A 25,944-nucleotide genomic window follows, 5' to 3' on the forward strand; every position below is an offset into this window, starting at 1 on the left:
CGCGCGAAACAAGCGCAAGCGGGATGTAGGGTTCCATTGTGGCCCCAACAGTGGCGGCAGGATTAAATTTCGGTATGCGACATCCAGCCCCGTGATTCAGCCCATGATCCAGCCTCATGGCTTGCGCCGGCCGGTTTCATCCCAATGTCACGTGGCTGGCCGCGAGCAGCTGCGCAAAGGCCTCGCCTGCGAGATAGGCGTGCTCGCGCTCGCGGACATCGGTCATCGGATCGAGGCCGGTGAGGACGTCATCGACGAAACCGGGATGGCACATCACGAGGCCGCCGTCCGGGAGACCCTCCAGGAACTGCCGCATCAGCTCGCCGAAATCGGCCGCGCGGGTGAAATCATAGGCTCCGGCAAACGCAGGGTTGAAGGCAAGGCCGGCGCGCCTCGCGCGGCGGCGGAATTGGGCGCTGAGGACGTCGAGCACCATGGCTTTTGGCGAGGCGAACCGCTGTGCCAGCGGCAGGCCGCGGCCGCCCTGCCGGACCCAGGCTTTGGGCGCCATCTCGCTGACGGCTTCGACGAAGCCGTCCCGCACCTGTGGAAACAGCTGCACGTGCTGATGGCCATCGACGAAGTCGGGCGTACGGCCGAAGGCCTCCGCGAAGGCCGCAAGCTGCGCTCTCACTTCGTTGCGGAAGAATTCAGGATCGAGCCGGCGCAGAAGTCCGGCGCGCAACAGCTTCGGAAACGCCATGAACATGTCGCCGTCCAAGGGGCGGAAATGCATGGTGAGGGGGCGGAACGGGGCCGACAGCGTCACATGCAATCCGATCGCGCAGCGTGGGCTCGCCGCCGCCGCTTGCTGCAGCGCTTCGACCTCGCCGCGTTCGATCGCGGGCCCCACCATCATCGCCGAGGTGGCGTTGAGGCGGCCGCGTTCGATCAGGTCGCGGATGGCGCGGTTGACACCCGGGCTGATGCCGTAATCGTCGGCGCAGAGCCAGATCCGCCGCAGGCTCGCGGCCGCGCTCATTCGGCCGCGGTCCTGTTCGATGCGTCCTGACTTGAAGTATCCTGGCTCGAAGCCTCCTGGCTCGAAGTGTCCCGGGCCTTGTCGGCCTCAAAATGCTTTTCGCTGTGCTCGGCGACGAAGTAGATCGGACGCGCCTTCAGCTCGGAGAGGATCTTGCCGATATATTCGCCGACGATGCCGATCATGATCAGCTGCACACCGCCGATCGTCATCAGGCCGACGACGAGCGAGGGATAGCCGGGCACCTGCTTGCCCGTCGTGAAGACTTCCCAGAGAATCGACAGGCCGAACAGGAAGGCGACGGCGGCCAGCAGCACGCCGAGCAGGCTGGCGAAGCGCAGCGGCGCCACCGAGAACGACGTCAGGCCCTCGATCGACAGGCCGAGCAGGCGCGCAGCGTTGAAGGTGGTGACGCCATGGGCGCGCGCCGCCGGCTCGTAATCGACGCGGATCTGGCGGAAGCCGATCCAGCTCGCCAGCCCCTTGAAGAAGCGGTTGCGCTCCGGCAGCTGCCGCAGCGCCGTGACTGCGCGCGGCGAGAGCAGGCGGAAGTCGCCGGCATCCTCCGGAATCTTCTGCCGCGCGCCCCAGTTGATCAGCGCGTAGAAGCCGTGCACGGCAACGCGGCGCAGCAACGTCTCGTTGTCGCGATGCGCCTTGGCGGTATAGACGACGTCGTAGCCGTCATCGATCCAGTGCTGCACCAATTGCTCGATCAATGCAGGCGGGTGCTGTCCGTCGCCATCCATGAACATGACGGCGCCGAGGCGGGCGTGGTCGAGGCCGGCCATCAGGGCCGCCTCCTTGCCGAAATTGCGCGACAGCGAGACGACCTGGACGTCGATCGCATCGGCCGGCAGGCCGCGCGCGATCGACAGTGTCGCATCCGCGCTGCCGTCGTCGACATAGACGACTTCGCAAGGCAGGCGATAGCGTTGCCGCAAGCTCCTGGCGAGATCGCAGATGCGCTGGTGCAGCGAGGCGAGGCCCGCCGCTTCGTTATAGACGGGGACGACAATCGACAGCCCCTTCGCAGCCGCATTTGCCGCGGTGGTGGTCAGGGCGGAAACGTCAGAGCCCAGCGTCATCGATTGGGGTTCCAGAGGCATTCAAGGTTATCTGGGCAGCATATGGTAGCTGTCGCTTGCTGTCGCTACGCTGAACGGACCGGCTCGACATCTGTGGGCTCAGCGCCGCAGGAAGGCCTCGAGCTTGGCGAACAGCGGGTTCTCCCGGTCGAACACGTAGTCGAGCGAGACCACCGAGACGGTCTCGGCGCCATGCTCGCGCAGGAAGCTCGCCAGCGCATAGAGCTGGCCGGGTGGGCAGTGCAGCGTCAGCATGCCCGATGAGGTCGGTCCGCCGAACGGGGCTTCGACGCCGAACCGGCTATGGGCTTCGCCGAGCAGCGCGGCGTCGCATTGCCGGAAGCGGGTCCGGACCTCGCGGTATTTATTGGCGCGCGCCCGTGCGGCGATGTGGTCGAGGATGACGCGCGCGGTCTCGAGCGCCTGGGGCGACCAGTCGGCGTGCTTCGAGGCGACCAGATTGGCCTGGCTGCGCAGCATCACGCCGTCGTCGAGCACCCGCAGGCCGTTGGCGGCGAGCGTCGCGCCCGTGGTGGTGATGTCGACGATCAGCTCGGCGCTGCCGGCCGCCGGCGCGCCCTCGGTCGCACCCGCGCTCTCGACGATGCGGTAATCGGTGATGCCGTGGCTCTGGAAGAAGCTGCGGGTGAGGTTGACGAACTTGGTCGCGACCCGCATCCGCATGTGATGCTGCTCGCGGAAGCCGGTGGTGACGTCGTCGAGATCCGCCATGGTGCGGACGTCGATCCAGGCCTGCGGCACCGCGACCACGACGTCGGCATAGCCGAAGCCGAGCCCGTCGATCAGCGACACGCGCTTGTCGGCGTCCGCGATGGTCTCGCGCACCAGGTCCTCGCCGGTAACCCCGAGATGGGCGAAGCCGCGCGACAGCTGCGAGGCGATCTCGCTCGCCGACAGATACGCCACTTCGACGTTATCCAGGCCTGCGATGGTGCCGCGATAATCGCGCGCGCCGCCGGCCTTCGACAGCTTGAGCCCGGCGCGGGCGAAGAAGCCTTCCGCGTTTTCCTGCAGGCGGCCCTTGGAGGGAACGGCCAGAACGAACGGCGCGCTCATGATTTTACGCTCCCACCTTGCGCCCGGTCCGGGTCAGCGCGTCGACCCAGACCGAGAAGCCGACCGCCGGAATCGGCGCCGGCGATCCGAGCTGGGTCATCAGCCCATCATAGCGGCCGCCGGCCACCAGCGGCTCGGCGCCGTTGCCCCTGTGATGCAGCTCGAATTCGAAGCCGGTGTAATAGTCGAGCCCGCGGCCGAAGGCGGTCGAGAAACGCGTGCTCTTCACGTCGATGCCGCGTGCGGCCATGAAACCGATGCGGCTTTCGAACTGGTCGATGGCGCCGGCGAGGTCGAGCTTGGCGTCGGCAGTCAGCGCGCGCAGCGCGGCGACGGCATCATCCGGATTGCCCGAGATCGACAGGAAGCGCTTGAGGACATCGATCGCCTCGCGCGGCAGCGCGCCGCCCTTCAGCGTCGACTGCTCGAGGAAACGGTCGGCGATCTCGGCCGTGGTGCGGCCGCCGACATTGGTGGTCCCGGCGATCGACATCAGATCGGTGACGAAGGCCAGCGCCGCCTTGCGGTCGGAGCCGGCGAGCGCGGCCAGCACGCCTTCATATTCGCTGCGGGTGGCGGTGGTCTCGGCGGCCAGACGCTCCAGATCCTGCTCGAGGCTGATCTTGCGGTTGAAGTCCTTGACCAGGCGGCGGCGCCAGACCGGATAGAGATTGAGGGCGTCGAGCAGCGCGTTGAACAACGCCACGTCGCCGGTGCGGATCTCGACGTCGCGCACGCCGAAAGCGGCGGTCGCCTCCAGCGCCAGCGCCAGGGTCTCGGCATCCGCGGCGGCGCGGTCCTGGCGGCCGAACGATTCGATTCCGGCCTGGAGGAATTCGCTGGCATGACCGCTGCGGTAGCGGAACACGGGGCCGAGATAGCTGAACCCGGCCGGCTGGCCGGCGCGGCCGGAGGCGAGATAGTCGCGGGCCACGGGGATCGTCAGGTCCGGGCGCAGGCAGAGCTCCTCACCGGACAGGTCCGTCGTCAGATAGAGGCTCTTGCGGATGTCCTCGCCCGACAGGTCGAGGAACGGCTCGGCCGGCTGCAGGATGGCCGGCTCGGCCCTGACGTAACCGGCCTGCGCGAACGACAGCAGCAGCGTATCCGCCCAGGCGGCGGAGCCGGCAGCATTTGAGGTGGCAGTCGCGGTCATTTCAGGGGTCCATCGTCCCCGGGGGAACCGGGCAGGGCAGGAGGCACTCGAATTGGCGCAGCCCTTAGCATGGTCGGAAAGCGGTTTCGACCTCCAAAGGATCAATCGCTTAACGAGTCGGGAGCCGCTTGACGATCTTGCCGGGTTCACCGCGGGAACGGCGGAGCCGCTCAGGGGACGCGGTACCCCGGACGCGGTTTGCGGCTATAATGGTAATTAAATACCAAGAATTTGATTGCTGACTGCATGGGGTGCGATCGCGGCGGCGAAGGGCGCCCGCCGGTCACTCGATCCGGTCCGGGACGTCTCTGCACCCTTCCACAGTCGATAAATTGGCCGCGGCAAGTCCTTCAGCATCCGGGGCTGCTTCATCGGCGAGCCGCTCCGCCAGTTCGAGAATTCTCTGCCGCTTGCGCGGATCCGTGATGCCGACGAAAATCCTGATGAGGCGCAATTCCTGGCGCATGTCGGCTTCAACATCGTCGTCCATGGCCTTTCATTCCCCGATTGCCGGCCGAACGGAGCCGCCGTGACCGCTCTCGTCGCATGGTGTGGCCCGCGCTTCGAAGTCGCGGGCCGCCATCGATCCCAGCGCGGTGTCGACGGTCAAGCGCGATGCCGATCGCGAAATCTGTCCGACTCGCAAGCTCGTGATCCTATGAGATCACAATGAGAGATTGAGGACGGTTGGCAAGTTGTCACATACTCAATCTGGGTATGCAGGGTGAGACGTTCGCTGCTGACCTCGTTTACAATGCAAATACTGGTTTCCGATTCATGCGCAATGCATCCGATATTACCCGGGCGGTCTCGCGCCACACGCTGGCCTATATGCTGTTTTCGATCAGCGAGCTGTTCCGGCATTACGAGGAATTCGATCCGCTGGACCTTCTGATTGTTCATGCAATTCTCAACGCGAATGTCATCAACGTGATGAACGACCCCTCGCTGGACGAAAAATTCTCCGGCTTGCATACGGTCGAGCCTGACGTGATCAAGCAGGGCGTGTCCCGCGCGGCGCTCTCCCGCTTTCTCAGCCTGCCGCTGGAGACTGTTCGCCGTCGGGTGAGCGGATTGAAGAGGCGAAAGATTCTCGCCGAGACCGAGGCGGGGCTGATCGTGACCGAGCAGAACCTTTTCAAGTTCGGCAACAATCACGAGCTGCAGAAGACCAACATGCTGCTGCTCACGAAGCTGCTTCGCGACCTCAAACGCGCGGGCATCAACGGACCGGATGATCTGAGAGCACCCAAGAGCGCTGCATTGACCAGGAAGGCGAAGTAAACGGCAGGATATGGATTACAGCCATCTCAACACTGCTCGCGACGGAGCGAAAAAGGCCGCGGCGGAGCGCTTGTCGTCGTTCCAGGGGCTCCAGCCATCCTCCCTGCTCGAGCTGAGATCGTATGACATCGACCATTTGGCCGACAATGAGAGATACGCCGGTGCATCCAGCATGCCGTTGTCTCCCGGCTGGACGGCGATCATGCGCGCCCGGCTCAGCCTGCCGAATCTGAGCCTGTCGCTGGTGAAGACCTTCCCGCGGATCGTCAGGGGCTACCAGCTGGCGCATGCCATCTCCGTGGTGGTGCCGATGGACCAGGTGGGCTCGACCCGCATCAACGGACAATCCATCGGCAGCTCCATCGTGGTTCTGAAGGGCGCTTCCGATTGCCTCGTCTATGAGCCGGTCGGTCGTCTCATCGGTGTCGTCTACTTCACGCCGCCGGCATGCGAGCCCTGGTCGCGGCTGGATGACGGCTATCACCTGCTCTGCACGCCGCCGGACGTGCTCGCCTCGCTGCGGGGCCTGATCTCCGCAACGCTCGAGACCGCTGCCAACGAGCCGGGCTCTCTCACCGAGCCCGCATCGCAAGCAGGCGTCGAACAATCCCTGCTCGGCGCGCTGGACGCTGCCATTCGTTGCAGTGTGAGCAGCAAGGCTGTGCAAGCCACGACGGAGGGCTACCTCCGGATCGTCGCCGACATGGAGCGATTGATCCGTCAGGATCTGACGATCTGGCACAAGGCGACGGAAATGGCCGAGCGCGTCGGCGTGTCGGTCCGCACGCTCCAAAGCGCGACGAAGGCCATCTGCGGCATGAGCCCGCATCGCTATAGCCGGGTTCTGCGTCTTTGGTCGGTGCGCCGGCAGCTGCGCACGGGTCCGGGACGGCGCAGCGTGAAGGCCAGCGCCATTGCGCATGGCTTCTGGCATTTGAGCGAGTTCGCGGCGAGTTACCGGGCGGCATTCGGTGAGCTGCCGTCCGAGACCTTGCATCGCTCGGTGCGGGAGACGAGCTAGAATCTAGCCGCGCGGGCCGGCCCAATCACCCAGCACGGCCTGGACCAGCGCCAACGCCGCCACCCCGGCGGTGTCGGCCCGCAGGATCCGCGGGCCCAGCGCCAGCCGCAGGATCGTGGGCTGACGCAGCAGCAGGGCCCGCTCTTCGTCGGCAAAGCCGCCCTCGGGGCCGATCAGGACGTCGATACCGCGCCCGGATTGGCGCGCCTGCTGCAGGCTGCGGACCGGGTCCTCGACCTCGGCCGCCTCGTCGCAGAACACCAGCAGGCGACCTGAAGGGCGCTGGCTGAGATAGCGGTCCAGCGCCGCGGGTTCGGCCACCGCAGCGAGGCTCAGGATCCCGCATTGCTCGGCCGCCTCGATCACGTTGGCGCGCATGCGCTCGGTGTTGACGCGGGAGGCCTGGGTAAACCGGGTCTGGACCGGTTGCAGGATGGCGGCTCCCATCTCCACGGCCTTCTGGACGGTGTAATCGAGCCGGGCATGCTTGAGCGGGGCGAAAACATAAGCGAGGTCGGGAAGCGCATCCTGCAGGCGGACCCGCTGGAGAATGACGAGGCTGTCAGGCCGTTTGCGGCCTTCGATCGCGGCCTGCCATTCGCCGTCACGGCCGTTGAAGGCCAGAACTTCGGCGCCGGCGGCCAGCCGCAGCACATTGCCGAGATAGTTGCTCTGGTCGCGGTCGAGGGTGACCCTGGCATCCTGGGCCAGGGGGGCATCGACGAACAGGCGGGGGGCGCGAAAATCGTGGGAGGGCATTGATCAAAAGTCCGATTTGCCGCCGTTCTTAACCGAAAGCACGCATTTCGGGGTAAATATTGCCAAGATGCTGCGTCGGCGCGCCGCGCTCCTGCCCCATTCGGCGGGTTGTTAAGGCCCGGCGGGAATCGTAAAATCGTCGAGCACGCTGGTTGCGCTTCAATTGGGAAGACGCCGAGCCTCGTAAAGCTCCTGCCGGAGAGACTATCTTGATGATCCGTCGTTTGATGGTTCCGATCACTGCCGCCATGGTCACCATGGGCGCCGCGGGCGCCCACGCCCAGGGATTCCCGGCGCCCTTGCCGGGCCAGGCCGCACCCAGTTCCGCATTTCCGCCCGTGAACGGCTCCGCACCGGTCGCCTCTGTCGGCGCCGCGCCGCAGGCCTCCTTCCCGGTCAATGGTGCAGCGCCCGTCGGTGGGGGCGGCGGCGCTTTCAGCGCGGCCCCGCCGACGCAAGCCGGTCCCGGTGAGGATTGCATGAAGGCGTTCATTCCGCTCCGCGAGGAGGCCGAAAAGCGCGGCAAGCTGATCAAGGCTGCGAGCGACCGCCATGCCTCGCCCGACGAGGCCTGCAAGCTGATCAAGAGTTTCGGCCAGGCCGAAACCAAGATGATCAAATATGTCGAGGCCAACGCGGCCAAATGCGGAATCCCGCCGCAGATCGGCGCGCAGATGAAGGACGGTCACAAGAACACCGAGGCGATGCAGTCGAAGGTCTGCAACGTCGCGCAGCAGATGCAGAACCAGCCACGTGGTCCGGCCGGTCCGTCGCTGAGCGAGGTGGTGGGCTCGGGCTCCGCGCCGGAAGCCAATGCCGGCAAGAAGGGCGGCAGCACCTTCGACACGCTGAACGGCAACGTCCTCACCCGATGAGCGACACGTCCGCCCGTGTTGCCGATTCCACCGGCAACTGGGTCGATACGCTCGCGCCGCCATGGGCCCGGCCGTATCTGCGCCTGTCCCGCTTCGATCGTCCGATCGGCTCCTGGCTTCTGCTGATGCCGTGCTGGTGGTCGGCCGCGCTCGCGAGCGGCATGGCGCATGATATCCGCCGCCTGCCGCTGACAATCGTGCTGTTCTTCATCGGCGCCTTCGTGATGCGCGGCGCCGGCTGCACCTGGAACGACATCACCGACCGCGACCTCGACGACAAGGTCGAGCGCACCCGTTCGCGGCCGCTGCCATCGGGGCAGGTGACCACGAAGCAGGCGCTCGCGTTCATGGTCGTGCAGGCCCTGATCGGGCTCGTGGTGCTGTTGCAGTTCAACCGCTTCGCGGTCCTGACCGGCATCGCTTCGCTGCTGATCGTCGCGATCTATCCTTTCATGAAGCGCATCACATGGTGGCCGCAGATCGTGCTCGGGCTCGCCTTCTCCTGGGGCGCCTTGATGGGCTTCGCCGTCACCTTCGGACGCATCGACGTCACCGCGCTGGTGCTCTATGCGGGCGCGATCTCCTGGGTGATCGGTTACGACACCATCTATGCGCATCAGGACGCGGAGGACGATGCGCTGATCGGCATCAAGTCCACCGCGCGCCTGTTCGGCGCCCACACGCACCAGGCGCTGATCCTGTTCTACGGACTATCGGTGATGCTGATCGGCGTCGCAATCGCCTCAGGCGACGCGCGCTGGCCGGCCTGGCTCGGCCTTGCGGCCTTTGCCGCGCATCTGGCTTCGCAAATCATGCGCTTGAGGATCGATGATTCCGAACTGTGCAAGCGGCTGTTCTATTCGAACAAATATGCGGGGGCGCTGCTGTTTGCGGGTTTGCTGGGCGATGCGGTGATGCGCGCGTCGCAACTCTCGTAGGGTGGGCAAAGGCGCATTTGCGCCGTGCCCACGATCTCGCAATGATGGATAGAGGACGTGGGCACGCTTTCGCTTTGCCCACCCTACCGAATCCCGCTCAATTCCTTGCGATGATCTCGCGTTCCTCGCGATGAACCGGCAGCTCGCGCGCCATGGCGGTGCGACGGCGCATCAGGAATTTCGGGCGGCGGGCGCGGATCGCGTTGGCGCGGCGGCGGCGCGGTGCCGGCTTGCGCACCGCTTCGTCGAGCTGCGGCAGCGCAAAGATCTCGCTCCAGATCGCCCAGGCCTCGAGGAGTTCTTCGCCATCGGTGCCGACCAGCAGCGGAACGGAGAGCGAGGGATCGCGGTGCACCAGCACGAGGCTCTGCGCCGCGTCATTGCCGCGCAAGGCGACGCCGGTGAAGTCGCTGACGCGGACGTTGATCGCCATCTGCATGCCGCGGACGGCACGGCGCAGCACGACGCGTTCGCGATGAAGCTCGATCTGCCTCGTGTAACCGTCGGCGCGCGGATCATGCGCATCGAAGCGGACCGGAAGGGAAAGAGGGTCGAGCCGCAAGCTGCGGCTCGACCCGGCGGGGTTGGCCCCGCATGTTGCTGTTTGACGCCTCACGGCTTTAGTTCTCCCCGCCAGGATTATGTTCCCGGTCGATGCGAGGACCTTAGCGCGCGCCGTCCGAAAACCGCTTAAAAAGGCTGGTTAACCCGGCGTCACCGGCGGTCATGATTGACAAGAGCTTGGCGCGCATGATTGACGGGACGTTGCGCCGGTCTTGCGAATCTGAACCTTTTGCGGGCTGAAAATGCTTGAAGTCCGCACCATTTGGGCACATCTGGTGTTCAGGGCGTCTGCCGCCCCGAAACCTCCCGCCCCAACAGGATTTCGTTTGTGAACCCTTCACCAAGCTCGACGCTTTCGCCCCAGGATTCGCCCAAAGCCAATCGCGACCTGTTCGACCAGTCCGCGCTGTCGGATCTCGCTCAGCGGCTGGTCGAGGCGGCGAAGCGCGCCGGCGCGGATGCCGCCGATGCGGTCGCAGTGCGTGGTATCTCGCAAGGTGTCGAGGTACGCGACGGCCGCGTCGAGGAATCCGAGCGGTCCGAGGGCGACGATGTCGGCCTGCGCGTGCTGGTCGGCCAGCGCCAGGCGGTGGTGTCGACCAACGACACCAGCGGCGATGCGGTGACCAAGCTTGCCGAACGCGCCGTCGCGATGGCGCGCGTGGCGCCATCGGACAAATATGTCGGGCTCGCCGATCCTGCGCTGCTCGCGCGCGACTTCCCCGATCTTGATCTGCTCGATCCCGACGTGCCGACGACCGCCGAGCTCGAGCGTCGCGCGCTCGCGGCCGAGGCGGCGGCGCTCGCCGTGAAGGGCGTGTCGAAATCCGGGGGCGCGTCGGCTTCCGCCGGCATCGGCGGCATGGTGCTCGTCACCTCGACCGGCTTCCACGGCTCCTATTTGCGTTCCAGCCAGGGCATCTCGGCGACGGCGATCGCCGGCGAGGGCACCAGCATGGAGCGTGACTACGATTTCACTTCGGCGCCTCATGGTGAAGATCTGCTGTCACCTGACGCGGTCGGCCGCTCCGCCGGCGAGCGCACCGTGGCGCGCTACAATCCGCGCAAGGTCGAGACCTGCAAGGTGCCTGTCGTGTTCGATCCGCGCGTCGCCGGCTCGCTGGTCGGCCACCTCGTCGGCGCCATCAACGGCGCCTCGATCGCGCGCAAGACCAGCTTTCTGAAGGACAAGCTCGGCCAGCGTTTGTTCGCGAACAACATCCGCATCATCGACGATCCGCTGCGCAAGCGCGGCCTGCGCTCGCAGACGTTCGACGCCGAAGGCGTTGCGGTCAAGAGAACCGCGCTGGTCGACGAGGGCGTGCTGACGACTTGGCTGCTCGACTGCGCGACCGCGCGCGAGCTCGGTCTCGCCACCACCGGCCACGCCCATCGCGGCGTGTCGTCCTCGCCTTCGCCCGGACCGTACAATCTGCATCTCGAGCCTGGTACGCCGACGCCGGCCGAGTTGATCGCCGACATCAAGCAGGGTTTTTACGTCACCGACCTGATCGGCTCCGGCGTCAACGGCGTCACCGGCGACTACAGCCGCGGCGCCTCCGGTTTCTGGATCGAGAGCGGCCAGCTCACCTATCCCGTCAGCGAGGTGACGATCGCCGGCCATCTGTTCGAGATCTTCAAATCGATGCAGCCGGCCAACAATCTCGAATTCCGCTACGGCATCAATGCGCCGACGGTGCGCATCGAGGGACTGACGCTTGGCGGACGCTGACCGTTCCGACGCAGACGTTCTGGCGCGCGACGCAGCGCTGCTGCAAGACACGGTGCGGGAGGCGGGCGCGCTCGCGCAGTCGATGTTCCGCACCGAGCTGAAGAAATGGATCAAGGGCGCGTCCTCGCCGGTCTCGGAAGCCGACATCGCGGTCAATGATTTGCTGGAAGCGCGTCTGCGCGGCGCCACGCCTGATTATGGCTGGCTGTCGGAGGAGAGCGCCGACGATCAGGCGCGGCTGTCGCGTCGTTTGACCTGGGTGGTCGATCCCATCGACGGCACCCGCAACTATCTGGGCGGCCACGACGAATGGTGCGTCAGCGTCGCGCTGGTCGAGGATGCTTCGCCGCTGCTGGCGGTCGTCTACGCGCCCGCCACCAACGAGTTTTTCTTCGCAGCCCGCGGCCAGGGCACCACGCTCAACGACAAGCCGGTACGGGCGGCGGGCGGCTCGGCGCTCGATTTCGCCCGGGTCGCCGGCCCGAAGCCGATGGTCGAGCGGCTGAATAGCGCGGGCGGCGAAATCAAGCTGCATCCGCGAATCGGCTCGCTGGCGCTCCGGCTGTGCCGGGTCGCCAATGGCTCCCTGGATGCGGCTTTTGCGGGGGGCAACAGCCACGATTGGGACCTTGCGGCGGCCGATTTGATCGTGCAGGAAGCGGATGGTAGGATGAGCGACCTCTCCGGAGGTCCCATCCTTTATAATCGTCGGGAAGTGACGCACGGGGTGCTGGTGGCAGCGGGACGCGATCGTCATGCGAGCATTGTCGCGCATTTTCGAAACCGTCCCTTGCCCTGAAGCGCCTGTCGTCGTGCTTGTCGAACACTGCTTTGCCGGGCAGCCCCTTAGGAACAGAACCCATGCCAGATAGTGCCCCGCAACAACTGCTTCATCTCGTGATCGGCGGCGAGCTGCTGGATCTCCAGCAAAACACCTTCAAGAACCTCGACGAGGTCGAGGTGGTCGGCCTCTATCCGAATTATGCCACCGCTCATGCCGCCTGGCGCGCCAAGGCGCAGAGCACGGTCGACAATGCGCAGATGCGCTATTTCATCGTCCATCTCCACAGGCTGCTCGACCCGAATCAAGAACCGGCGCGTTGAAAAAACTGCTTCGCAATACGCTGCGGAGCAGCTGGTTTCAGCGTGCCGTCGGGGTCCTGGCGGCCGAATATCTGCGGCTGGTCTGGCGCACCAACAAATTCACGTTCGATCCGCCCGACGTCTACGACATCGTCGAGCCGCAGATTCCCGCGATCTTCGCCTTCTGGCACGGCCAGCATTTCCTCACCCCGTTCATCAAGAACAAGGACTCCTACCGTGCCAAGGTCCTGATCTCCCGGCATCGCGACGGCGAGTTCAACGCGATCGCCGTCGAACGGCTGGGGATCGGAACCATCCGTGGCTCCGGCGATCACGGCGGCGCCTTCCACCGCAAAGGCGGGGTCGGCGCCTTCAGGGAAATGGTGTATACGCTCGAGGACGGTTGTAATGTCGCGCTGACCGCCGATGTCCCGAAGCGCTCGCGCGTCGCCGGGCTCGGCATCATCATGCTGGCGCGGGAATCGGGACGGCCGATCATGCCCTTCGCAATGGCGACCAGCCGCTTCATCCGGCTCAAGAACTGGGATCGCACCACCATCAACCTGCCGTTCGGGCGCGGCGCGCTGGTCGGCATCAAGGAGATCCACGTGCCGGCCGACGCTGATGCCGCCATGATGGAAACGCTGCGGCAGGAGCTGGAAGACACGCTAAACGAGGCGACACGCCGCGCCTATGCGCAGCTCGGGCGTCCGGGGCCTGCGGATGGCTAGCTCGATGCCCCATGCGCTGCCCAAATCCCTGCCGATGACGCTGCGGATGTATCGGCGCCTGGCGTCCAGCCTGGTGCCGCTCGCGCCTGCGCTGATCAAGCGGCGCTTGCGGCAGGGCAAGGAAGATCCCGCGCGCGTCGGCGAGCGGCGGGGCCTGTCCCAGGACGTGCGGCCGCATGGCCCGCTGGTCTGGATCCACGGCGCCAGCGTCGGCGAGGTCCTGGCCGCGGCGGCGCTGATCGAGCGGCTGCGCGATCTGAACCTGCGCATCCTGCTCACCTCGGGCACGGTGACCTCGGCCGCCGTCGTCGCAAAGCGCTTTCCGCCCGACGTGATCCATCAATACGTGCCGTATGATTCGCCGCGCTACGTCGCCCGTTTCCTCGACCATTGGAAGCCGTCGCTGGCATTGTTCATCGAATCCGATCTGTGGCCCAACCTGATTCTGGCCGGCGCGGCGCGCCGCGTGCCGATGGTGCTGATCAACGGGCGGATGTCGCCGCGCTCGTTCCCGCGCTGGCGGCGCATGCACGGCACCATCTCGGCGCTGCTGTCGCGCTTCGACATCTGCCTGGCGCAGTCCAAGCTGGATGCCGAACGCTTCTCCACGCTCGGCAGCCGCGACGTCGTCACGACGGGCAATCTCAAGCTCGACGTGCCGGCGCCGCCGGCCGATCCCGCCAAGCTCGAGCGGCTGATGGCGATGACGCGCGGCCGGCCGATCATCGTCGCGGCCTCGACCCATCCGGGCGAGGACGAGATGCTGGTCGCCGCGCATCGCAGCCTCGTCGGCATCTTCCCGCAATTGCTGAGCGTGATCGTGCCGCGGCATCCGGATCGCGGCTCCTCGATCGCGGGGTTGATCACGGCATCCGGCCTAAAGCCGGCCTTGCGCTCGCGCGACGAGCCGATGACGGCCACGACCGACATCTATGTCGCCGACACCATGGGCGAGCTCGGCCTGTTCTATCGCCTCTCGCCCATCGTGTTCATGGGCGGATCGCTGATCCCTCATGGCGGGCAGAATCCGATCGAGGCGATCAAGCTGGGGGCGGCGATCGTCCATGGTCCGCACGTCTTCAACTTCGCCGATGTCTACGCGGCGCTCGATGGACGCGGCGGCGCGCGCCAGGCCGACACGCAGGAGGCGCTGGTCAAGCAGCTCGGCCTGCTGCTCGCCGATCCCACCGTGCGCGACAAAATCCACCGCGCCGGCGCCGGTGTCGTCGAGGAGCTCGGCGGCGCGCTCGATCGCACCATGGCAGCGCTCGAGCCGTATCTGATGCAGCTGCGGATCGAGATGGGGGCGGCCAATGCGTGAGCCGGCCTTCTGGTACCGGCCGCGCTCCCCGAAGTCGCATCTCCTCAGCCCCCTGGGCGCGCTCTATGGCGCGATCGCCGCGCGCCGGATGGCGCGCAAGGGCTTTGATGCCGGCATCCCCGTGCTCTGCGTCGGCAATTACCATGTCGGCGGCGCCGGCAAGACACCGACCGTGCTGGCGCTGACGAGGCTGTTGCGCGAGCTCGGCGAAACCCCTGTTGTGCTGAGCCGCGGCTATGGCGGACGGCTGCACGGCCCTGTCATGGTCGATCGCGAACGTCACACCGCCGCTGATGTCGGCGACGAGGCGCTGATGATGGCGCGCGACGTTCCGGTCGCCGTCGCGCGCGATCGCATCGACGGCGTCGCGCTGGCGAAGTCGCAAGGCGCGACCGTCATCCTGATGGACGACGGTTTCCAGAATCCGCTGCTGTTGAAGGATGCCTCACTGGTCGTGATCGACAGCGAGCGCGGTCTCGGCAACGGCAAGGTGTTTCCGGCGGGCCCGTTACGCGCGCCCTTGAAGGCGCAACTCGCCCGAACCGACGCGCTGGTGCTGATCGGCGACGGCCATGCCGCGGACGATGTCGCGGCGGAGATGTCATCGCGCGGCAAGCCGGTGCTGCGGGCGCGGTTGAAACCGGATGCGGCGTCGGTTGCAAGACTGCAGGGCAAGCGCGTCTTCGCCTTCGCCGGCATCGGCGATCCCGAACGCTTCTTCCGCACCCTTCGCGCCAGCGGTATCGAGGTCGCGCGCACGCGCCCCTTCGCCGACCACCACGTGTTTTCGCCCGATGAACTCGCAGCGCTCGCCGCCGATGCGCGACGCGAGCAGCTCACGCTGGCGACGACGGAGAAGGACCTCGCGCGTCTGTGCGGCAACGAGGCCGTACCGGAGGGCATCGTGCCCTTCGTCGTCCAGCTCGAGTTCGAGGATCCGGTCAGGCTCAAGCAACTGGTCAGCGACCATCTCTACAAGGCTCGCGAGCGCCGCTTCGGCATGCGCTGATCTCGCCGCCCGCGCAGATCTCGTCGGCACTGTCGACTTGGTTCAAGACCGGAATTTCCGATCGAGCCCACCGAACGCTAAAAACCTTTCACGCATTGTCCGAATTAGCGCAGCGAATTGCCCATTTGTCCGCCTAGAGTTGTGGAAACATTTGGGGCAGGCGATGAACAATGTCAGATCCGGTTTCCTCGACGCCATCGGCAACATGCCGCCAATCGCGAAGGGCATTATCGCACCACCGGTCCGGAAATCTGGGCCCAGACGGAGGGACGGATCGACGGCTTCACCTGTGCCGTCGGCAGCGGCGGCACCCTGGGCGGGGTCGCGCGCGCCCTGAAGGAGCGCAATCCCGACGTCAAGATCGCGCTCAGCGATCCCATGGGCGCCGCGCTCTACAACTGGTTCACCAAGGGCGAGCTGACGAGCGAAGGCGAATCCGTCACGGAAGGCATCGGGCAGATCCGCGTGACCAGGAATCTGGAAGGTGCGCCGATCGACACGGCCTATCAGATCACGGACGCGGAAGCCTTGCCCGTTCTGTTCGACCTGATCGAGCATGAAGGCCTGGTGCTGGGCGGCTCCAGCGCCATCAATATCGTCGGCGCCATGCGCCTTGCGCGCGATCTCGGTCCGGGCAAGACCATCGTCACCATCCTCGCGGACGGCGGGCAGCGCTATCAGTCAAAACTGTTCAACCCGGAATTTTTGCGCGGGAAGAATCTGCCGGTGCCGCGCTGGTTGGAGTAGGCCTCGCTGCCGACGCCTCAATGCTGCGGCTTCGGCGCGTGCGGGAAATGCCGCTGCAGCACGGCGGCGGGTGTGGCGTAGGCCTCCTGCAAATCCACGCTCCAATATTTCAGCTCGTCGAGCGGGATCCTGACGTCGGTGATGGCGCAGCGCACGAAGGTCCCCGGCGAGATCACGCGGAAATCGCCGTCGAGATATTGCACTTGCGCTTCGCCATGGCCGGAAGGGCCGAACTTGTTCAGCACGGTCGAAGGTCTCCGTGGATGGCCCGATGGGCCCGATGTGTTGCTGTGGATGTACCATAGATAAGGATGCTTGTCCGCCCGTTAAACCCACCGGTTTGTGATGTTTTGCCGTCGTTTCCGCATGATAGTGCTTGAGCCGTGCGGCACCTCCTGCGACTGAGACCGATGCGCCCCTTGATGTCCGCCCTGTTCCTGCTGCTTCTGATGTCGGCCGCGCGCGCCGCGCCTGCGCCGCAATCGGTCGAGATTCCGCTGTCCTCCGGCGTCCTGCGCGCGCAGCTGTTCAAGCCCGAAGGGGCGGGGCCGTTCCCGACCGTGATCGCGCTGCATGGCTGCGGCGGTCTCGGCAGCCACGCCGATTCCGTGCTGCCGCGCTATCGCGACTGGGCCGAGCGCCTGCTCAAATCCGGCAACGCCGTGCTGCTGCCCGACAGCTACGGCTCGCGCGAGCTCGGCCCGCAATGCCGCGTCAAGGAGATGCCCGTCAAGGCGCGGCGCGAGCGTGTCACCGACATCGCCGCCTCGCGCGCCTGGCTGATGAAACAGAATTGGGTGGCGCGCGACCGCGTCAGCCTGATCGGCTGGGCCAACGGCGCCAGCGCGCTGCTCTGGGCGGTGCGTCCGCAGGCCGTGGCGCGCGATGCCGGCCCCGATTTCCGCGCCGCGGTCGCGTTCTATCCGGATTGCCGGATCTCCGCCGGCCTCGGCTGGAGCACGCGGGTGCCGACGCTGCTCCTGATCGGCAGCAATGACGACGTCTCCTCGCCGCCCGCGTGCCGGCAGATGGTGGACGGCGCCCATGGCCGCAGCGCGCTCGCGCGCATCGTGGTCTATCCCGGCGCCTATCACGATTTCGACCGCGCCAACACGCCGCTGCATGCCGCGGCCAGCAGCGCCGACGCCGCCGCGCCCGAGCACGGCCATCTCGGCACCGATGCCGAGGCGCGCGCGCAGTCGCAGAAGGAGGTGGCGGAGTGGCTGGCGCGCTAGCAATGGCGCCGCCTTAGTTCGACCATGATGTCGGCTAAACGCATCCTTCATGCGCAACCGTTTCGCTCTCTTCTCCTCCGCATTGGTGATCTTCACCGTCGTGATCTTCCTGTTCGAGGCCCACGCCGGCGCCCCCTTGCGCGCGCCCGATCATTGCGGCTTCTGGACCACCATCGACGCGGGATTGTCCTGCCGATAGGGGCGGATCGATCCATCACCGTCACCCTGAAGTGGCCGCTTCTTCGTGCACTGGCCTCAGAACAAACTGCCCTGATCCACCGGCTTCGCCATGCGCTTCGGTGCTTGTTTCGCCTCCTGCGCCGCAGGCTTTGCCTGCGCGCGCTTGGCCACAGGCGCCGGCCGGTCCGCATCCGCCGTTGCAGCCACGCGTCCATCGGCGAACTCGATCGCGAGCCGCGCATTCGGTCCGACACTGTCGGCCGAATGCAAGGGATGCCCGGCCTCATCGCGCACCAGGGCAAAGCCGCGGGCGAGCACACCGCGATAGGACAGCGCCGATAGCAGCTTGCCGCTGTTCTCGACGCGGGCGTCCAGCCGCTGCAGCAGCGTCGCCAGCGCGCGGCCCGCGCGCTCGGAAAGGCGCTGCGTGCGCTCGCGCTGGCGGGCAATCGCATTGCGCTGCGCCTGCGCGTTGGAGAGCTTTGAGGCGCGCAGGCGCACTTCCAGCCCGGCAAAGCGGTCGCGCCGCCGCCGCAGCAGCGCGCGGGCGGACAGGCCGAGCCGCTCGCCTGAGACGGTGAGACGATGATCGGCCTGCGCGATCTGGCCATGCAGCACCCGTAGCGTCAGTTTTGAACTTGCCGCGGTGAACCTGCGGAAATGCGCATGCGTGCTCGCCTTGAGCCCGCGGGGCAGGGCGCCGCCCGCCGAATCCAGCCGCTGCCTGGGGATCGCGAGCAGGTCAGTCGCTGCCGGCAAAGCGCGAGCGGCCGCGCGAAGTTCGCTGCGGCGGCTCTCATGCGCGCGCTGCCAATAAGCGCGCGTGCGCCGGGCGAGGTCGGCGACCTCGACGAACAATTCGCTGCGCACCGGCACCGCCATTTCGGCCGCCGCCGTCGGCGTCGGCGCGCGCTTGTCGGCGACGAAGTCGATCAGCGTGATGTCGGTCTCGTGCCCCACCGCCGAGATCAACGGGATCATGCTCTCGGCTGCTGCACGCACCACGATCTCCTCGTTGAACGACCAGAGATCCTCCAGCGAGCCGCCGCCGCGCGCGACGATCAACACGTCGGGCCGCGGAATCCTGCCGCCCTCCGGCAGCGCGTTGAAGCCGCGGATCGCGGCCGCCACCTGCTCCGCCGAGCCTTCGCCCTGCACCTTCACCGGCCACACCAGCACGTGGCGGGGAAAGCGGTCCTCCAGCCGATGCAGGATGTCGCGGATCACGGCGCCGGTCGGCGAGGTGACGACGCCGATCACATCAGGCAGCCAGGGCAGGAGCTGCTTGCGCGCCTCGTCGAACAGGCCTTCGGCGGCGAGCTTCTTCTTGCGCTCCTCCATCAGCGCCATCAGCGCGCCGATGCCGGCCGGCTCAAGCGCCTCGATCACGATCTGGTATTTCGACGAGCCCGGATAGGTCGTGAGCTTGCCGGTCGCAATCACCTCCAGGCCTTCCTGCGGCTTGAAGCGCATGCGGCCGTGCACGCCCTTCCAGATCACCGCCTCGATCTTGGCGCTCTCGTCCTTCAGCGCGAAATAGCAGTGCCCGGAGGAATGGGCGCCGCGAAACCCGGAGATCTCGCCGCGGACCCGGACATGGCCATAGGTGTCCTCCACCGTCCGTTTCAGGGACTGGGAGAGCTCGGAGACGGTGAATTCGGGCGCGTTGTGAAGCGGTTCCGCTAGGGGCATCAGCAATCGATTCGGCATGTTGGGGTCAGACCCGACGTTAAGGATTTTCGCCGCGCGGCGCCATCTCGGGACTTGATCGAAAGAGTACTCTGTAGTATAGAGTTCTCTGGTGATCGAGATCAGGGAGGTCTGTGCCATGGCGATGCTGATGCTGCGAGGTGCGCTTGGCTTGCTCAAATGGGCTCTGGTTGCGGTCGGCGCCGTGGCGCTGATCTTCACCGCCCTGATCGCGACGCCGCTGCAGCGACCGCCCGAGCTGCGTTCGGTCTCCGACTCCGTCAAGGGCATCGACTTCTCGCGCCAGGTGCCGCTGGAGCAGTTCCAGGCCCGTGACGGCACCTGGCTCGGCTATCGCCATTATGCGCCGAAGGGACCCGCCACCGGCCGCGGCGCCATCTTCATTCACGGCTCGTCGGGCTCCAGCGGCACGATCAATTTCGTCCTGACCGCGGCGATGGCCGCCCACGGCGTCGAGACCTGGGCGCTCGATATGCGCGGCCACGGTGCCTCGGGCACGCGCGGCGACATCGGTTATGTCGGCCAGCTCGAGGACGACCTCGTCGATTTCGTCGCCCATGTCAGGAAAAGCGCGCCCGACCTGCCGCTGACGCTCGTCGGCCATTCCGCCGGCGCCGGCTTCTCGCTGCGCATCGCCGCGACGCCGATCATCCAGGACCTGTTCGTCCGCACCGTCTTGGTCGCGCCCTATCTCGGCTATGATGCGCCGACCAATGTCGAGCATTCCGGCGGCTGGGCCAATCCCGACATCCCGCGGATCCTCGCTCTCACCGCCCTGCGCAAGCTCGGCATCGATTGCTGCGCACAGCTTCCGGTGCTTGCCTTCGCGGTGCCGGTGAATTCGGAAGCGATTCTGACGCCTGTTTATTCAGACCGCCTGATGCGCAATTTTGCCACGCGCGGCTATCGCCTCGATCTCCCTGCCGTGACGCATCCGATGACCATCTTCGGCGGCACCGAGGACGAGATGATGATCTCAGGCAAATATGCCGAGGCCGTGCAGGCCATCAAGCCTGATATCGACGTCAAGCTGATCGAGGGCGTCAATCACATGGGCATGGTCACCAATCCGAAGGCGGTCAATGCCATCGCCGAGGACGTGGCGACGCGGGGAGCGAACCAGTCATGATCGACAGCAAGGAGGCCTCCGCGGCGCTCGCCGACATCGACGACATCGTCCAGCGCGTGCGGCAGTCGCGCATCTACGATCTCGCCAGCCGGATCATCATCCTGTGGGGCGTGCTGATGTTCGTCGCCAACATCGCGACCTGGCTCGCGCCCCGCGGTGCCTACTATTTCTGGCTTGCGGATGTCCTCGGCATCGCCGGCTCGTTCGCGATCAGCGCCGTGAACCAGGCCTCGACCGGGGTCCGCAGCTTCGACCTGCGGATGCTGCTCGCCTTCCTGATGTTCATCGCCTTCGGCTTCTTTTGCGCGCACGTTCTCGGCCATTTCACGCCGCGCGAACAAGGCACGTTCTGGACCATCTATGTCATGCTGTTCTATGCGGTGGCCGGCCTGTGGTTCGGCACCGCCTTCGTCGTCATCGCGCTCGCCATCACCGCCCTGACGCTGACAGGCTATTTCTTCGTCACCGGCGATGCCTTCCTGCCGTGGATGGCCGTCGTCAACGGTATTGGTCTGGTCGTCGGCGGCCTCTGGATGCGGCGGAGCTAGCGCCATGGCCGAGCTCGACGACATCATCCACCAGCCGCTGCGGCTGAAGATCATGGCCGCGCTGAACGCACTGCCGGCGACCGCGGGCCTCGAATTCGCGCGGCTGAAGAAGCTCACCGGCGCCACCGACGGCAATCTCGGCGCCCACATCGAGACGCTGGCGAAGGCCGGCTATGTCGCAGTCGACAAGGCCTTCGTCGGCAAGAAGCCGCAGACGACGGTGACGGCAACAGCGACGGGCCGCGGCGCCTTCGCGCGGCATGTCGCGACGCTGCAGGAGATCATTGCGGGGAAGCAGATTTAGCGCTGCGATGCCGATGACAGTGCCCTCTCCCCTTGCGGGAGAGGGCCGCGAAGACGGTAGACGCAGACTCACCAGGGTGAGGGGTTCGCTCCTCATCAAAAGTCGTTCCGTAGAAGGAGACCCCTCATCCGGCACTTCGCGCCACCTTCTCCCACAAGGGGAGAAAGGAAGACCAGCTTCGTCGCGTTCGCCGGAGAATCAATGTCGCCACCGACGCCGTCGCCGCAACGTGCGTTTCACGAGCACTCAACCCATCCTCCGAGTTACCCCGCTACCACCAGCAACTGGACCGCGAGGCGCCAAAACCCATCGTGGCTCCCCCGCGCAAGCTGGACTCTGGCGCGGCGTCATCTAGGCTTCAAAGAGGCTCGGCGGGGGGAATCTGTGGGTTCGGGGGACTTCGTTCCGCATGCGGCTGCCGCACGGCTTTCGGGGCATCTGTTCGCCCCCGGCAAACGGCTGCTCTGCCAATTCTCTCGTTTGGACAAGTCCCGATATCCGGTCCTTTGGGTCATCGGTCTCTTCGTCATTCAGGCAATTCCCGCCGCCATCGTGCGTGCGTCGAACCTGGAGGAAGGCAGGATCATCGCCATCGCGCGCGGCGCCATGGAGGATGGCCATTGGCTGACACCTTTCGTCTATGGCGCGCGATTTGCCGAGCGCCCGGTGCTGCTGTCGTGGATCAGCGCGCTGCTTGGTGAGATGACCGGTGGTGTGACGCTCTGGTCCTTGCGTATTCCGCACCTTGGCTTCTTCCTTGCGGGCGCCCTTCTGATCTACAGCCTGCTCAGGTCGAGCACCGGCAAGAGCGCGGCGATCTTTGGCGCGCTGTGCTGGATCAGCATGCCGATGGTCGCTGCGAAATTCATCAACGCCGAACCCGACATCGTGCTGTCGACGCTCCTGTTCGCCGCCTTCCATGCCTGGTGGACCGGCACGATCACCAAACGAATGACTTTGTCGAGGTGGAGCGGCATCACCATCCTGATCATCCTCGCCGGTCTCACCAAGGGGCCGCAACCCGTTGCCTATTTCACGCTCGGGGTTGGCGCATATCTGTTGCTGAAGCGGCGCGAACAGATTCCGGAATTCATCGTCGCGAGCATTCTTGCGATGCTGGTCGTTTGTGGCTGGTACGTGCTCGTGTACCAGCCGCAGGACATCGACTATTGGGCGGATCATTCCCGGCTGTTGACGATGCGGGGTCTGGCGCTCGTCCGCGATCACATCGATTTCGTCAAGAGCATCCTCGTGGAGACGTTGCCGGCAACGATCCTGATCGGCCCGGCGGTCGTCATTGTGCTGCGCAGATGGCGGACGAGCGGGAACGACCTGATGTTTGCAGCGGTGCTCTACTCGCTGACCTGCACGTTGGTCCTCGTGCTTTGGCCCGGAGGAGTAGCGGCGCGCTATGCGATGCCGGCGACCATGACGCTTGCCGTCGTCTGCGGGCTCATGTTCGAGCATTGCCGGCAGCGCTCGCCGCGCGTGATCGTTTCGGCATTGTTCGTGAGCTGCCTGATTTTTGGTGGGCTGCTGCTGCGGGCCTGGGTCGCAATGCCGTTCTGGCCGCATCTGTTTCAGGAAAGCCGGATCGCCGGCAAGGCGATTGCCGCTGCTCTGCAGGACAGGCCCGGCCCGCTCCACGTTGTCACGAACTCGACCGAATACAACATGCTGGTCTACGTCCGGGGGCCGATCCGTTCGGTCACGCTGGACCATTTGGCACGACTGAAGACATCCGGGGTTGCGGTCATGCTCCCGGTCGAACAAGCCGCCTTGGCGCAACAAGACCCAAGCATGCGACTGGTCGACCTTGGAAGCATCGTGTCCATGAGGACGCCGTATAGAATTGTGGAAATTCAGCCCTCGGAGCCACGCTAGCCTGTAGGATGGGTTGAGCCTTTGCGAAACCCATCGCTGCTCTATCCCCGTTCACCGTAATCGCGGCCGTCATCCGACTGATCGCCAGCCCAATCGGCGGGGTAATGGCCAAGCTGTACGTGACGATGAAACGAGGAAGGCAGCCAGCCACGTACTCGGTTGACGAGCCCGTGCTTGACTGGATTGATATGAACATAGTCGACATGCCGCGCGAAATCGACGTCGTCGCGAATGGTATGCTCCCAATATCTGCGTTGCCAGATGCCCCGCTCACCTTTCGTAGAGCGGCTTTGCGATATCCTCTCGTTGCGCGCCAGGCCGCGCGAAAAGGTGGATTTGATCAACTGCCAGCGCATTGCAAAGTCGGCATCACCCTCTGGTAACGTCCATACGGTGTGGAGGTGGTCCGGCAGCACCACGATGGCGTCGATCGTGAAGGGATGGCGCTGGTGGGTTTCGCGGAACGCCCGGCGCAACAAATCGACATGATCCGTCAGCAACGATAGCTTCCGTTCCGCCAGATTGACGGTGAAGAAGAAGCAACCACCCGGAACGAAGTTGCGGCGGTACGCGGTCATGATGCGAGGTTACCACGAAACAAGGCGATGGGTTTCGCAAGGGCTCAACCCATCCTACGGCTCTATCATTGTAATTGTCGTGTCTCACTTCAGGGATGCAGTCCAGCACTGTCACCGCAATAGCCGGCGCGACCGCGCTTCGTTCTCACTCCACCACCGCCCCATGGCTGATCGCCCACACATAGGCCGCGACCGCCTCGACATCCTCCGCGTTCAAGTCCCCGTCCATCCCGGGGACCACGGCCATGTTGTGCTTGATCGTGCGTTTGATCTCTCGGACGCTGCCGTCGCTCCAGATGAACATGCCGACGGTGAGGTCATTGCCGTTGGGCGTGCCCTTGCCGTCGATGCCGTGACAGTTGCTGCACTGTCCGTTCGCAGCTTCCCCGTGAAACACGCGGTCGCCATGCATGACCTGCGCCCTGGTGTATCCGGTCGGCACCGGCAGGGTGGCGGCAGGGGGCCGGATCTGATCCCTGAGAATGGCGAGCGGCGGCGTCACGAGCTTGAGCTCCTCCGATTGCGCCTTCGCTGCGTTCAGCCCGGCGAGAAAGATCGCGCAGGTCGCCGCAAGGATCTTGATAGCTGTTCCCAAGGAAGCCTCCCAAGAGATTTCTTGCCAAGATTGTTTCGCGCCTGAACACGGCGCGCTGATCTTCCGAGAGCAGCGCGCCTGGCCGGAGCCGGCGCGCGGCCGGGCTCCTTCGAGTCGGGTTATTCCAGGATGATCACGACCGGCTTGCCGGCCTTGCGCCTCGGCGGGCCTGTCTCGGACGAGATCATGACTGCCTCCAGCATGCTCAGGAAGGCATCGAGAAAAAGAGCAGGCAAAACGAACATGGCCATTCTCCACCTTCAGCTCACCAGCCGGGTTGTATTCAGGCCGAGGATCGAGGTCCGGTATATGGGACCAAAGGAGGAGCCGCAGCGCTTTGGCTTTGGAAATTTGGTGCACTGTCACCGTAATTCCTCAACGCTGCAGGCGATAGATTCTCAGATGCCCAAATTGCGCACCCTCACTCGCGCTACGCGCGCACTGTCACCGTAATGGGTTGCGCCTAGCAGCCGCGGCAAATGCTCTTTATCTTCCTCTCCAGGGCTTTGTCGGCGGGATCGCGAGGCGGATCCTCGGCGGGCTTCGTGGAGCCAGGCTCGCCTGCCGCTGAAGCGACGGGACGCGGATGCTGCCTGTGGTGTCTGGCCAAGGCAGGCTCATTCAACGCAGTCGCTGCGATGAAGACGATGCAAAGGGTGCAATTCAGCAGTTTTTGCAAATCTTCCCCACGATCTTGTCGGCGCGGTTGTTCTCTTGATCGATCTTGTTGTCACTGCCGTTTTCGTCGGTCGTCGTCGGCCTGCCGATCCCGCCCGCGGGGGCCGTGGCTTGTGCGTTCGCCGGCGAACCCGACGGGGCTGCGGTGCCGGCCGTGTTGGTGCCGGGCGCAGCTCCTGTTGTCAGTCCATTCCCGCTGCCTGTCGGAAGATTTGCACCTGATTGGGTGGGCGAGGGGCTGTTGGCGTTGCCGCCCGCAACGTTTCCCGCGGCCGATCCGTTGCTAGGGTTAGGTGCGGCAGCGCCGGGTGCCGTCGTCGCGCCCGCATTTGCACCAGGACTTGCAGCACCAGGACTTGCAGCACCAGTCCCCGCGGCACCAGTCCCGACCGAGCCGGATGGAGATGTTGCGGCTGCGCCCGCGCTACCGGACGAGGAGGCTGCGCCCCCTGCGCCGCCGGCTGAAGATGAGGCTCCGCCTCCAGCGCCACCTCCACCGCCACCGCCACCTCCTCCACCGCCACCTTGAGCGAATGCGGAGCAGGGAATGATAACGGCCATGACGAGGGCAACGCGGGAGATGTTCATGATGGCACTCCTTTGAGCCATCGTAAGCGACGTCTACGTCCCATTCGCAAAGATTTGGAGGGACGGATTGCAAAGCGTTGGCGCGACGGATTGCAATCTGTTGATCCACGCGTTGGAAATCGTTGAAGTTGCGTGTGGAGGGACAACA

General features: G+C 65.4%; 28 protein-coding genes and 1 pseudogene. 17 read left to right on the forward strand and 12 right to left on the reverse strand.

All coding sequences use genetic code 11. The features are described from left to right. Nucleotides 1–136 precede the first annotated feature (136 nt). The 5 genes from G8O24_RS29770 to G8O24_RS29790 form a co-directional block, all read right to left on the reverse strand. Nucleotides 137–982: a ChbG/HpnK family deacetylase gene (locus G8O24_RS29770; RefSeq protein WP_188105597.1), complete on the reverse strand. Its 846-nt coding sequence runs from the start codon at nt 980–982 to the stop codon at nt 137–139. Then, the gene (locus tag G8O24_RS29775; RefSeq protein ID WP_188105599.1) at nt 979–2,070 is read right to left on the reverse strand and encodes a glycosyltransferase family 2 protein; all 1,092 of its coding nucleotides are present in this window, start codon (nt 2,068–2,070) and stop codon (nt 979–981) included. Before G8O24_RS29775 ends, G8O24_RS29770 begins: the two co-directional genes overlap by 4 nt. A gap of 99 nt (nt 2,071–2,169) precedes the next feature. After that, on the reverse strand, nt 2,170–3,147 hold the full coding sequence (gene hisG / locus G8O24_RS29780; protein WP_188105600.1) for an ATP phosphoribosyltransferase: 978 nt from the start codon (nt 3,145–3,147) through the stop codon (nt 2,170–2,172). A 4-nt stretch (nt 3,148–3,151) separates the two neighbouring features. Then, complete coding sequence (locus G8O24_RS29785) at nt 3,152–4,303, reverse strand: ATP phosphoribosyltransferase regulatory subunit (RefSeq protein WP_188105602.1); 1,152 nt, start codon at nt 4,301–4,303, stop codon at nt 3,152–3,154. Nucleotides 4,304–4,586: 283 nt separating this feature from the next. After that, on the reverse strand, nt 4,587–4,793 hold the full coding sequence (locus tag G8O24_RS29790) for a hypothetical protein (protein WP_188105603.1): 207 nt from the start codon (nt 4,791–4,793) through the stop codon (nt 4,587–4,589). Between the two features lie 287 nt (nt 4,794–5,080). Here G8O24_RS29790 and G8O24_RS29795 point away from each other — a divergent pair, with 287 nt between their 5' ends. Then, entirely contained in the window at nt 5,081–5,587 is a 507-nt protein-coding gene (locus tag G8O24_RS29795; protein WP_188105605.1) for a hypothetical protein, read from the forward strand. A gap of 172 nt (nt 5,588–5,759) precedes the next feature. Further along, nucleotides 5,760–6,608: a helix-turn-helix domain-containing protein gene (locus G8O24_RS29800; protein WP_244646059.1), complete on the forward strand. Its 849-nt coding sequence runs from the start codon at nt 5,760–5,762 to the stop codon at nt 6,606–6,608. Between the two features lie 3 nt (nt 6,609–6,611). Here G8O24_RS29800 and G8O24_RS29805 read toward each other — a convergent pair whose 3' ends face one another. Further along, a complete protein-coding gene (locus G8O24_RS29805) occupies nt 6,612–7,367 on the reverse strand; it encodes a 16S rRNA (uracil(1498)-N(3))-methyltransferase (RefSeq protein ID WP_188105608.1) in 756 nt (251 codons plus the stop codon). 212 nt (nt 7,368–7,579) lie between these two features. Here G8O24_RS29805 and G8O24_RS29810 point away from each other — a divergent pair, with 212 nt between their 5' ends. Both G8O24_RS29810 and ubiA read left to right on the forward strand, forming a co-directional pair. Then, nucleotides 7,580–8,242 (forward strand): hypothetical protein, encoded by a 663-nt coding sequence (locus G8O24_RS29810; protein WP_188105610.1) that lies wholly within the window; start codon nt 7,580–7,582, stop codon nt 8,240–8,242. Next, nucleotides 8,239–9,180, forward strand: coding sequence for a 4-hydroxybenzoate octaprenyltransferase (ubiA, locus tag G8O24_RS29815; protein ID WP_188105612.1), 942 nt, complete (start codon nt 8,239–8,241; stop codon nt 9,178–9,180). Before G8O24_RS29810 ends, ubiA begins: the two co-directional genes overlap by 4 nt. Before the next feature lie 97 nt (nt 9,181–9,277). Here ubiA and G8O24_RS29820 read toward each other — a convergent pair whose 3' ends face one another. After that, on the reverse strand, nt 9,278–9,796 hold the full coding sequence (locus G8O24_RS29820; RefSeq protein WP_188105614.1) for a DUF6101 family protein: 519 nt from the start codon (nt 9,794–9,796) through the stop codon (nt 9,278–9,280). A 276-nt stretch (nt 9,797–10,072) separates the two neighbouring features. Here G8O24_RS29820 and G8O24_RS29825 point away from each other — a divergent pair, with 276 nt between their 5' ends. The 7 genes and pseudogenes from G8O24_RS29825 to G8O24_RS29855 all read left to right on the forward strand — a co-directional run. Beyond that, nucleotides 10,073–11,476, forward strand: a complete 1,404-nt coding sequence (locus G8O24_RS29825; RefSeq protein ID WP_188105615.1) for a TldD/PmbA family protein — start codon at nt 10,073–10,075, stop codon at nt 11,474–11,476. Next, on the forward strand, nt 11,463–12,275 hold the full coding sequence (locus G8O24_RS29830) for a 3'(2'),5'-bisphosphate nucleotidase CysQ (protein ID WP_188105617.1): 813 nt from the start codon (nt 11,463–11,465) through the stop codon (nt 12,273–12,275). The genes G8O24_RS29825 and G8O24_RS29830 overlap by 14 nt, the downstream gene beginning before the upstream one ends. A 62-nt stretch (nt 12,276–12,337) precedes the next feature. Further along, nucleotides 12,338–12,580, forward strand: a complete 243-nt coding sequence (locus G8O24_RS29835; RefSeq protein ID WP_188105619.1) for a DUF4170 domain-containing protein — start codon at nt 12,338–12,340, stop codon at nt 12,578–12,580. Then, nucleotides 12,577–13,290, forward strand: coding sequence for a lysophospholipid acyltransferase family protein (locus tag G8O24_RS29840; RefSeq protein WP_188105621.1), 714 nt, complete (start codon nt 12,577–12,579; stop codon nt 13,288–13,290). The genes G8O24_RS29835 and G8O24_RS29840 overlap by 4 nt, the downstream gene beginning before the upstream one ends. Beyond that, a complete protein-coding gene (locus G8O24_RS29845) occupies nt 13,253–14,611 on the forward strand; it encodes a 3-deoxy-D-manno-octulosonic acid transferase (protein ID WP_188105622.1) in 1,359 nt (452 codons plus the stop codon). Before G8O24_RS29840 ends, G8O24_RS29845 begins: the two co-directional genes overlap by 38 nt. Then, nucleotides 14,604–15,620: a tetraacyldisaccharide 4'-kinase gene (gene lpxK, locus G8O24_RS29850; RefSeq protein WP_188105624.1), complete on the forward strand. Its 1,017-nt coding sequence runs from the start codon at nt 14,604–14,606 to the stop codon at nt 15,618–15,620. Before G8O24_RS29845 ends, lpxK begins: the two co-directional genes overlap by 8 nt. A gap of 204 nt (nt 15,621–15,824) precedes the next feature. Continuing rightward, nucleotides 15,825–16,367, forward strand: a pseudogene (locus G8O24_RS29855) (pyridoxal-phosphate dependent enzyme); the annotation flags it as partial. 17 nt (nt 16,368–16,384) lie between these two features. On the opposite strand, the gene G8O24_RS29860 reads toward G8O24_RS29855, so the two are convergent. Next, nucleotides 16,385–16,612 carry a DUF2093 domain-containing protein gene (locus G8O24_RS29860; protein WP_188105626.1) on the reverse strand — a complete coding sequence of 76 codons (228 nt, stop codon included), beginning with the start codon at nt 16,610–16,612 and terminating at the stop codon, nt 16,385–16,387. A 165-nt stretch (nt 16,613–16,777) separates the two neighbouring features. On the opposite strand from G8O24_RS29860, the gene G8O24_RS29865 reads away from it, so the two are divergent. Next, a complete protein-coding gene (locus tag G8O24_RS29865) occupies nt 16,778–17,602 on the forward strand; it encodes a dienelactone hydrolase family protein (RefSeq protein ID WP_188105628.1) in 825 nt (274 codons plus the stop codon). 49 nt (nt 17,603–17,651) lie between these two features. Next, entirely contained in the window at nt 17,652–17,801 is a 150-nt protein-coding gene (locus G8O24_RS29870) for a hypothetical protein (RefSeq protein WP_188105630.1), read from the forward strand. Nucleotides 17,802–17,857: 56 nt separating this feature from the next. Here the strand turns inward: G8O24_RS29870 and xseA are convergent, their stop codons facing one another. Further along, entirely contained in the window at nt 17,858–19,474 is a 1,617-nt protein-coding gene (gene xseA / locus G8O24_RS29875) for an exodeoxyribonuclease VII large subunit (protein ID WP_244646061.1), read from the reverse strand. 136 nt (nt 19,475–19,610) lie between these two features. Between xseA and G8O24_RS29880 the strand changes: the two genes are divergently transcribed. From G8O24_RS29880 to G8O24_RS29895, 4 genes are all read left to right on the forward strand, one after another. Then, a complete protein-coding gene (locus G8O24_RS29880) occupies nt 19,611–20,621 on the forward strand; it encodes an alpha/beta hydrolase (protein ID WP_188105652.1) in 1,011 nt (336 codons plus the stop codon). Then, entirely contained in the window at nt 20,618–21,169 is a 552-nt protein-coding gene (locus G8O24_RS29885) for a hypothetical protein (RefSeq protein WP_188105634.1), read from the forward strand. Before G8O24_RS29880 ends, G8O24_RS29885 begins: the two co-directional genes overlap by 4 nt. A 4-nt stretch (nt 21,170–21,173) precedes the next feature. Then, nucleotides 21,174–21,473 (forward strand): winged helix-turn-helix domain-containing protein, encoded by a 300-nt coding sequence (locus G8O24_RS29890; protein WP_188105636.1) that lies wholly within the window; start codon nt 21,174–21,176, stop codon nt 21,471–21,473. A 201-nt stretch (nt 21,474–21,674) separates the two neighbouring features. Further along, on the forward strand, nt 21,675–23,357 hold the full coding sequence (locus tag G8O24_RS29895) for an ArnT family glycosyltransferase (RefSeq protein ID WP_188105638.1): 1,683 nt from the start codon (nt 21,675–21,677) through the stop codon (nt 23,355–23,357). A 41-nt stretch (nt 23,358–23,398) separates the two neighbouring features. Here G8O24_RS29895 and G8O24_RS29900 read toward each other — a convergent pair whose 3' ends face one another. The 3 genes from G8O24_RS29900 to G8O24_RS45235 all read right to left on the reverse strand — a co-directional run bounded on the left by G8O24_RS29900 (nt 23,399) and on the right by G8O24_RS45235 (nt 24,775). Beyond that, nucleotides 23,399–23,935: an REP-associated tyrosine transposase gene (locus tag G8O24_RS29900; protein ID WP_188105640.1), complete on the reverse strand. Its 537-nt coding sequence runs from the start codon at nt 23,933–23,935 to the stop codon at nt 23,399–23,401. Between the two features lie 145 nt (nt 23,936–24,080). Continuing rightward, nucleotides 24,081–24,530, reverse strand: a complete 450-nt coding sequence (locus G8O24_RS29905; RefSeq protein ID WP_188105642.1) for a c-type cytochrome — start codon at nt 24,528–24,530, stop codon at nt 24,081–24,083. A 119-nt stretch (nt 24,531–24,649) separates the two neighbouring features. Then, the gene (locus G8O24_RS45235; RefSeq protein ID WP_283815601.1) at nt 24,650–24,775 is read right to left on the reverse strand and encodes a hypothetical protein; all 126 of its coding nucleotides are present in this window, start codon (nt 24,773–24,775) and stop codon (nt 24,650–24,652) included. Between the last annotated feature and the right edge of the window lie 1,169 nt (nt 24,776–25,944).

Source organism: Bradyrhizobium campsiandrae (genome assembly GCF_014529705.1).
Taxonomy (GTDB): domain Bacteria; phylum Pseudomonadota; class Alphaproteobacteria; order Rhizobiales; family Xanthobacteraceae; genus Bradyrhizobium; species Bradyrhizobium campsiandrae.

Coding starts and splice junctions, on each gene's coding strand:
- G8O24_RS29785 (WP_188105602.1), bottom strand. CDS start 4,303: ATGACCGCGACTGCCACCTCAAATGCTGCCGGCTCCGCCGCCTGGGCG.
- G8O24_RS29890 (WP_188105636.1), top strand. CDS start 21,174: ATGGCCGAGCTCGACGACATCATCCACCAGCCGCTGCGGCTGAAGATC.
- G8O24_RS29770 (WP_188105597.1), bottom strand. CDS start 982: ATGAGCGCGGCCGCGAGCCTGCGGCGGATCTGGCTCTGCGCCGACGAT.
- G8O24_RS29880 (WP_188105652.1), top strand. CDS start 19,611: ATGGCGATGCTGATGCTGCGAGGTGCGCTTGGCTTGCTCAAATGGGCT.
- G8O24_RS29845 (WP_188105622.1), top strand. CDS start 13,253: ATGCGCAGCTCGGGCGTCCGGGGCCTGCGGATGGCTAGCTCGATGCCC.
- G8O24_RS29895 (WP_188105638.1), top strand. CDS start 21,675: ATGTCGCCACCGACGCCGTCGCCGCAACGTGCGTTTCACGAGCACTCA.
- G8O24_RS29865 (WP_188105628.1), top strand. CDS start 16,778: ATGCGCCCCTTGATGTCCGCCCTGTTCCTGCTGCTTCTGATGTCGGCC.
- G8O24_RS29790 (WP_188105603.1), bottom strand. CDS start 4,793: ATGGACGACGATGTTGAAGCCGACATGCGCCAGGAATTGCGCCTCATC.
- lpxK (WP_188105624.1), top strand. CDS start 14,604: ATGCGTGAGCCGGCCTTCTGGTACCGGCCGCGCTCCCCGAAGTCGCAT.
- G8O24_RS45235 (WP_283815601.1), bottom strand. CDS start 24,775: ATGTTCGTTTTGCCTGCTCTTTTTCTCGATGCCTTCCTGAGCATGCTG.
- G8O24_RS29800 (WP_244646059.1), top strand. CDS start 5,760: ATGCCGTTGTCTCCCGGCTGGACGGCGATCATGCGCGCCCGGCTCAGC.
- G8O24_RS29900 (WP_188105640.1), bottom strand. CDS start 23,935: ATGACCGCGTACCGCCGCAACTTCGTTCCGGGTGGTTGCTTCTTCTTC.
- G8O24_RS29885 (WP_188105634.1), top strand. CDS start 20,618: ATGATCGACAGCAAGGAGGCCTCCGCGGCGCTCGCCGACATCGACGAC.
- hisG (WP_188105600.1), bottom strand. CDS start 3,147: ATGAGCGCGCCGTTCGTTCTGGCCGTTCCCTCCAAGGGCCGCCTGCAG.
- G8O24_RS29835 (WP_188105619.1), top strand. CDS start 12,338: ATGCCAGATAGTGCCCCGCAACAACTGCTTCATCTCGTGATCGGCGGC.
- G8O24_RS29810 (WP_188105610.1), top strand. CDS start 7,580: ATGATCCGTCGTTTGATGGTTCCGATCACTGCCGCCATGGTCACCATG.
- G8O24_RS29805 (WP_188105608.1), bottom strand. CDS start 7,367: ATGCCCTCCCACGATTTTCGCGCCCCCCGCCTGTTCGTCGATGCCCCC.
- G8O24_RS29870 (WP_188105630.1), top strand. CDS start 17,652: ATGCGCAACCGTTTCGCTCTCTTCTCCTCCGCATTGGTGATCTTCACC.
- G8O24_RS29795 (WP_188105605.1), top strand. CDS start 5,081: ATGCGCAATGCATCCGATATTACCCGGGCGGTCTCGCGCCACACGCTG.
- ubiA (WP_188105612.1), top strand. CDS start 8,239: ATGAGCGACACGTCCGCCCGTGTTGCCGATTCCACCGGCAACTGGGTC.
- xseA (WP_244646061.1), bottom strand. CDS start 19,474: ATGCCCCTAGCGGAACCGCTTCACAACGCGCCCGAATTCACCGTCTCC.
- G8O24_RS29775 (WP_188105599.1), bottom strand. CDS start 2,070: ATGACGCTGGGCTCTGACGTTTCCGCCCTGACCACCACCGCGGCAAAT.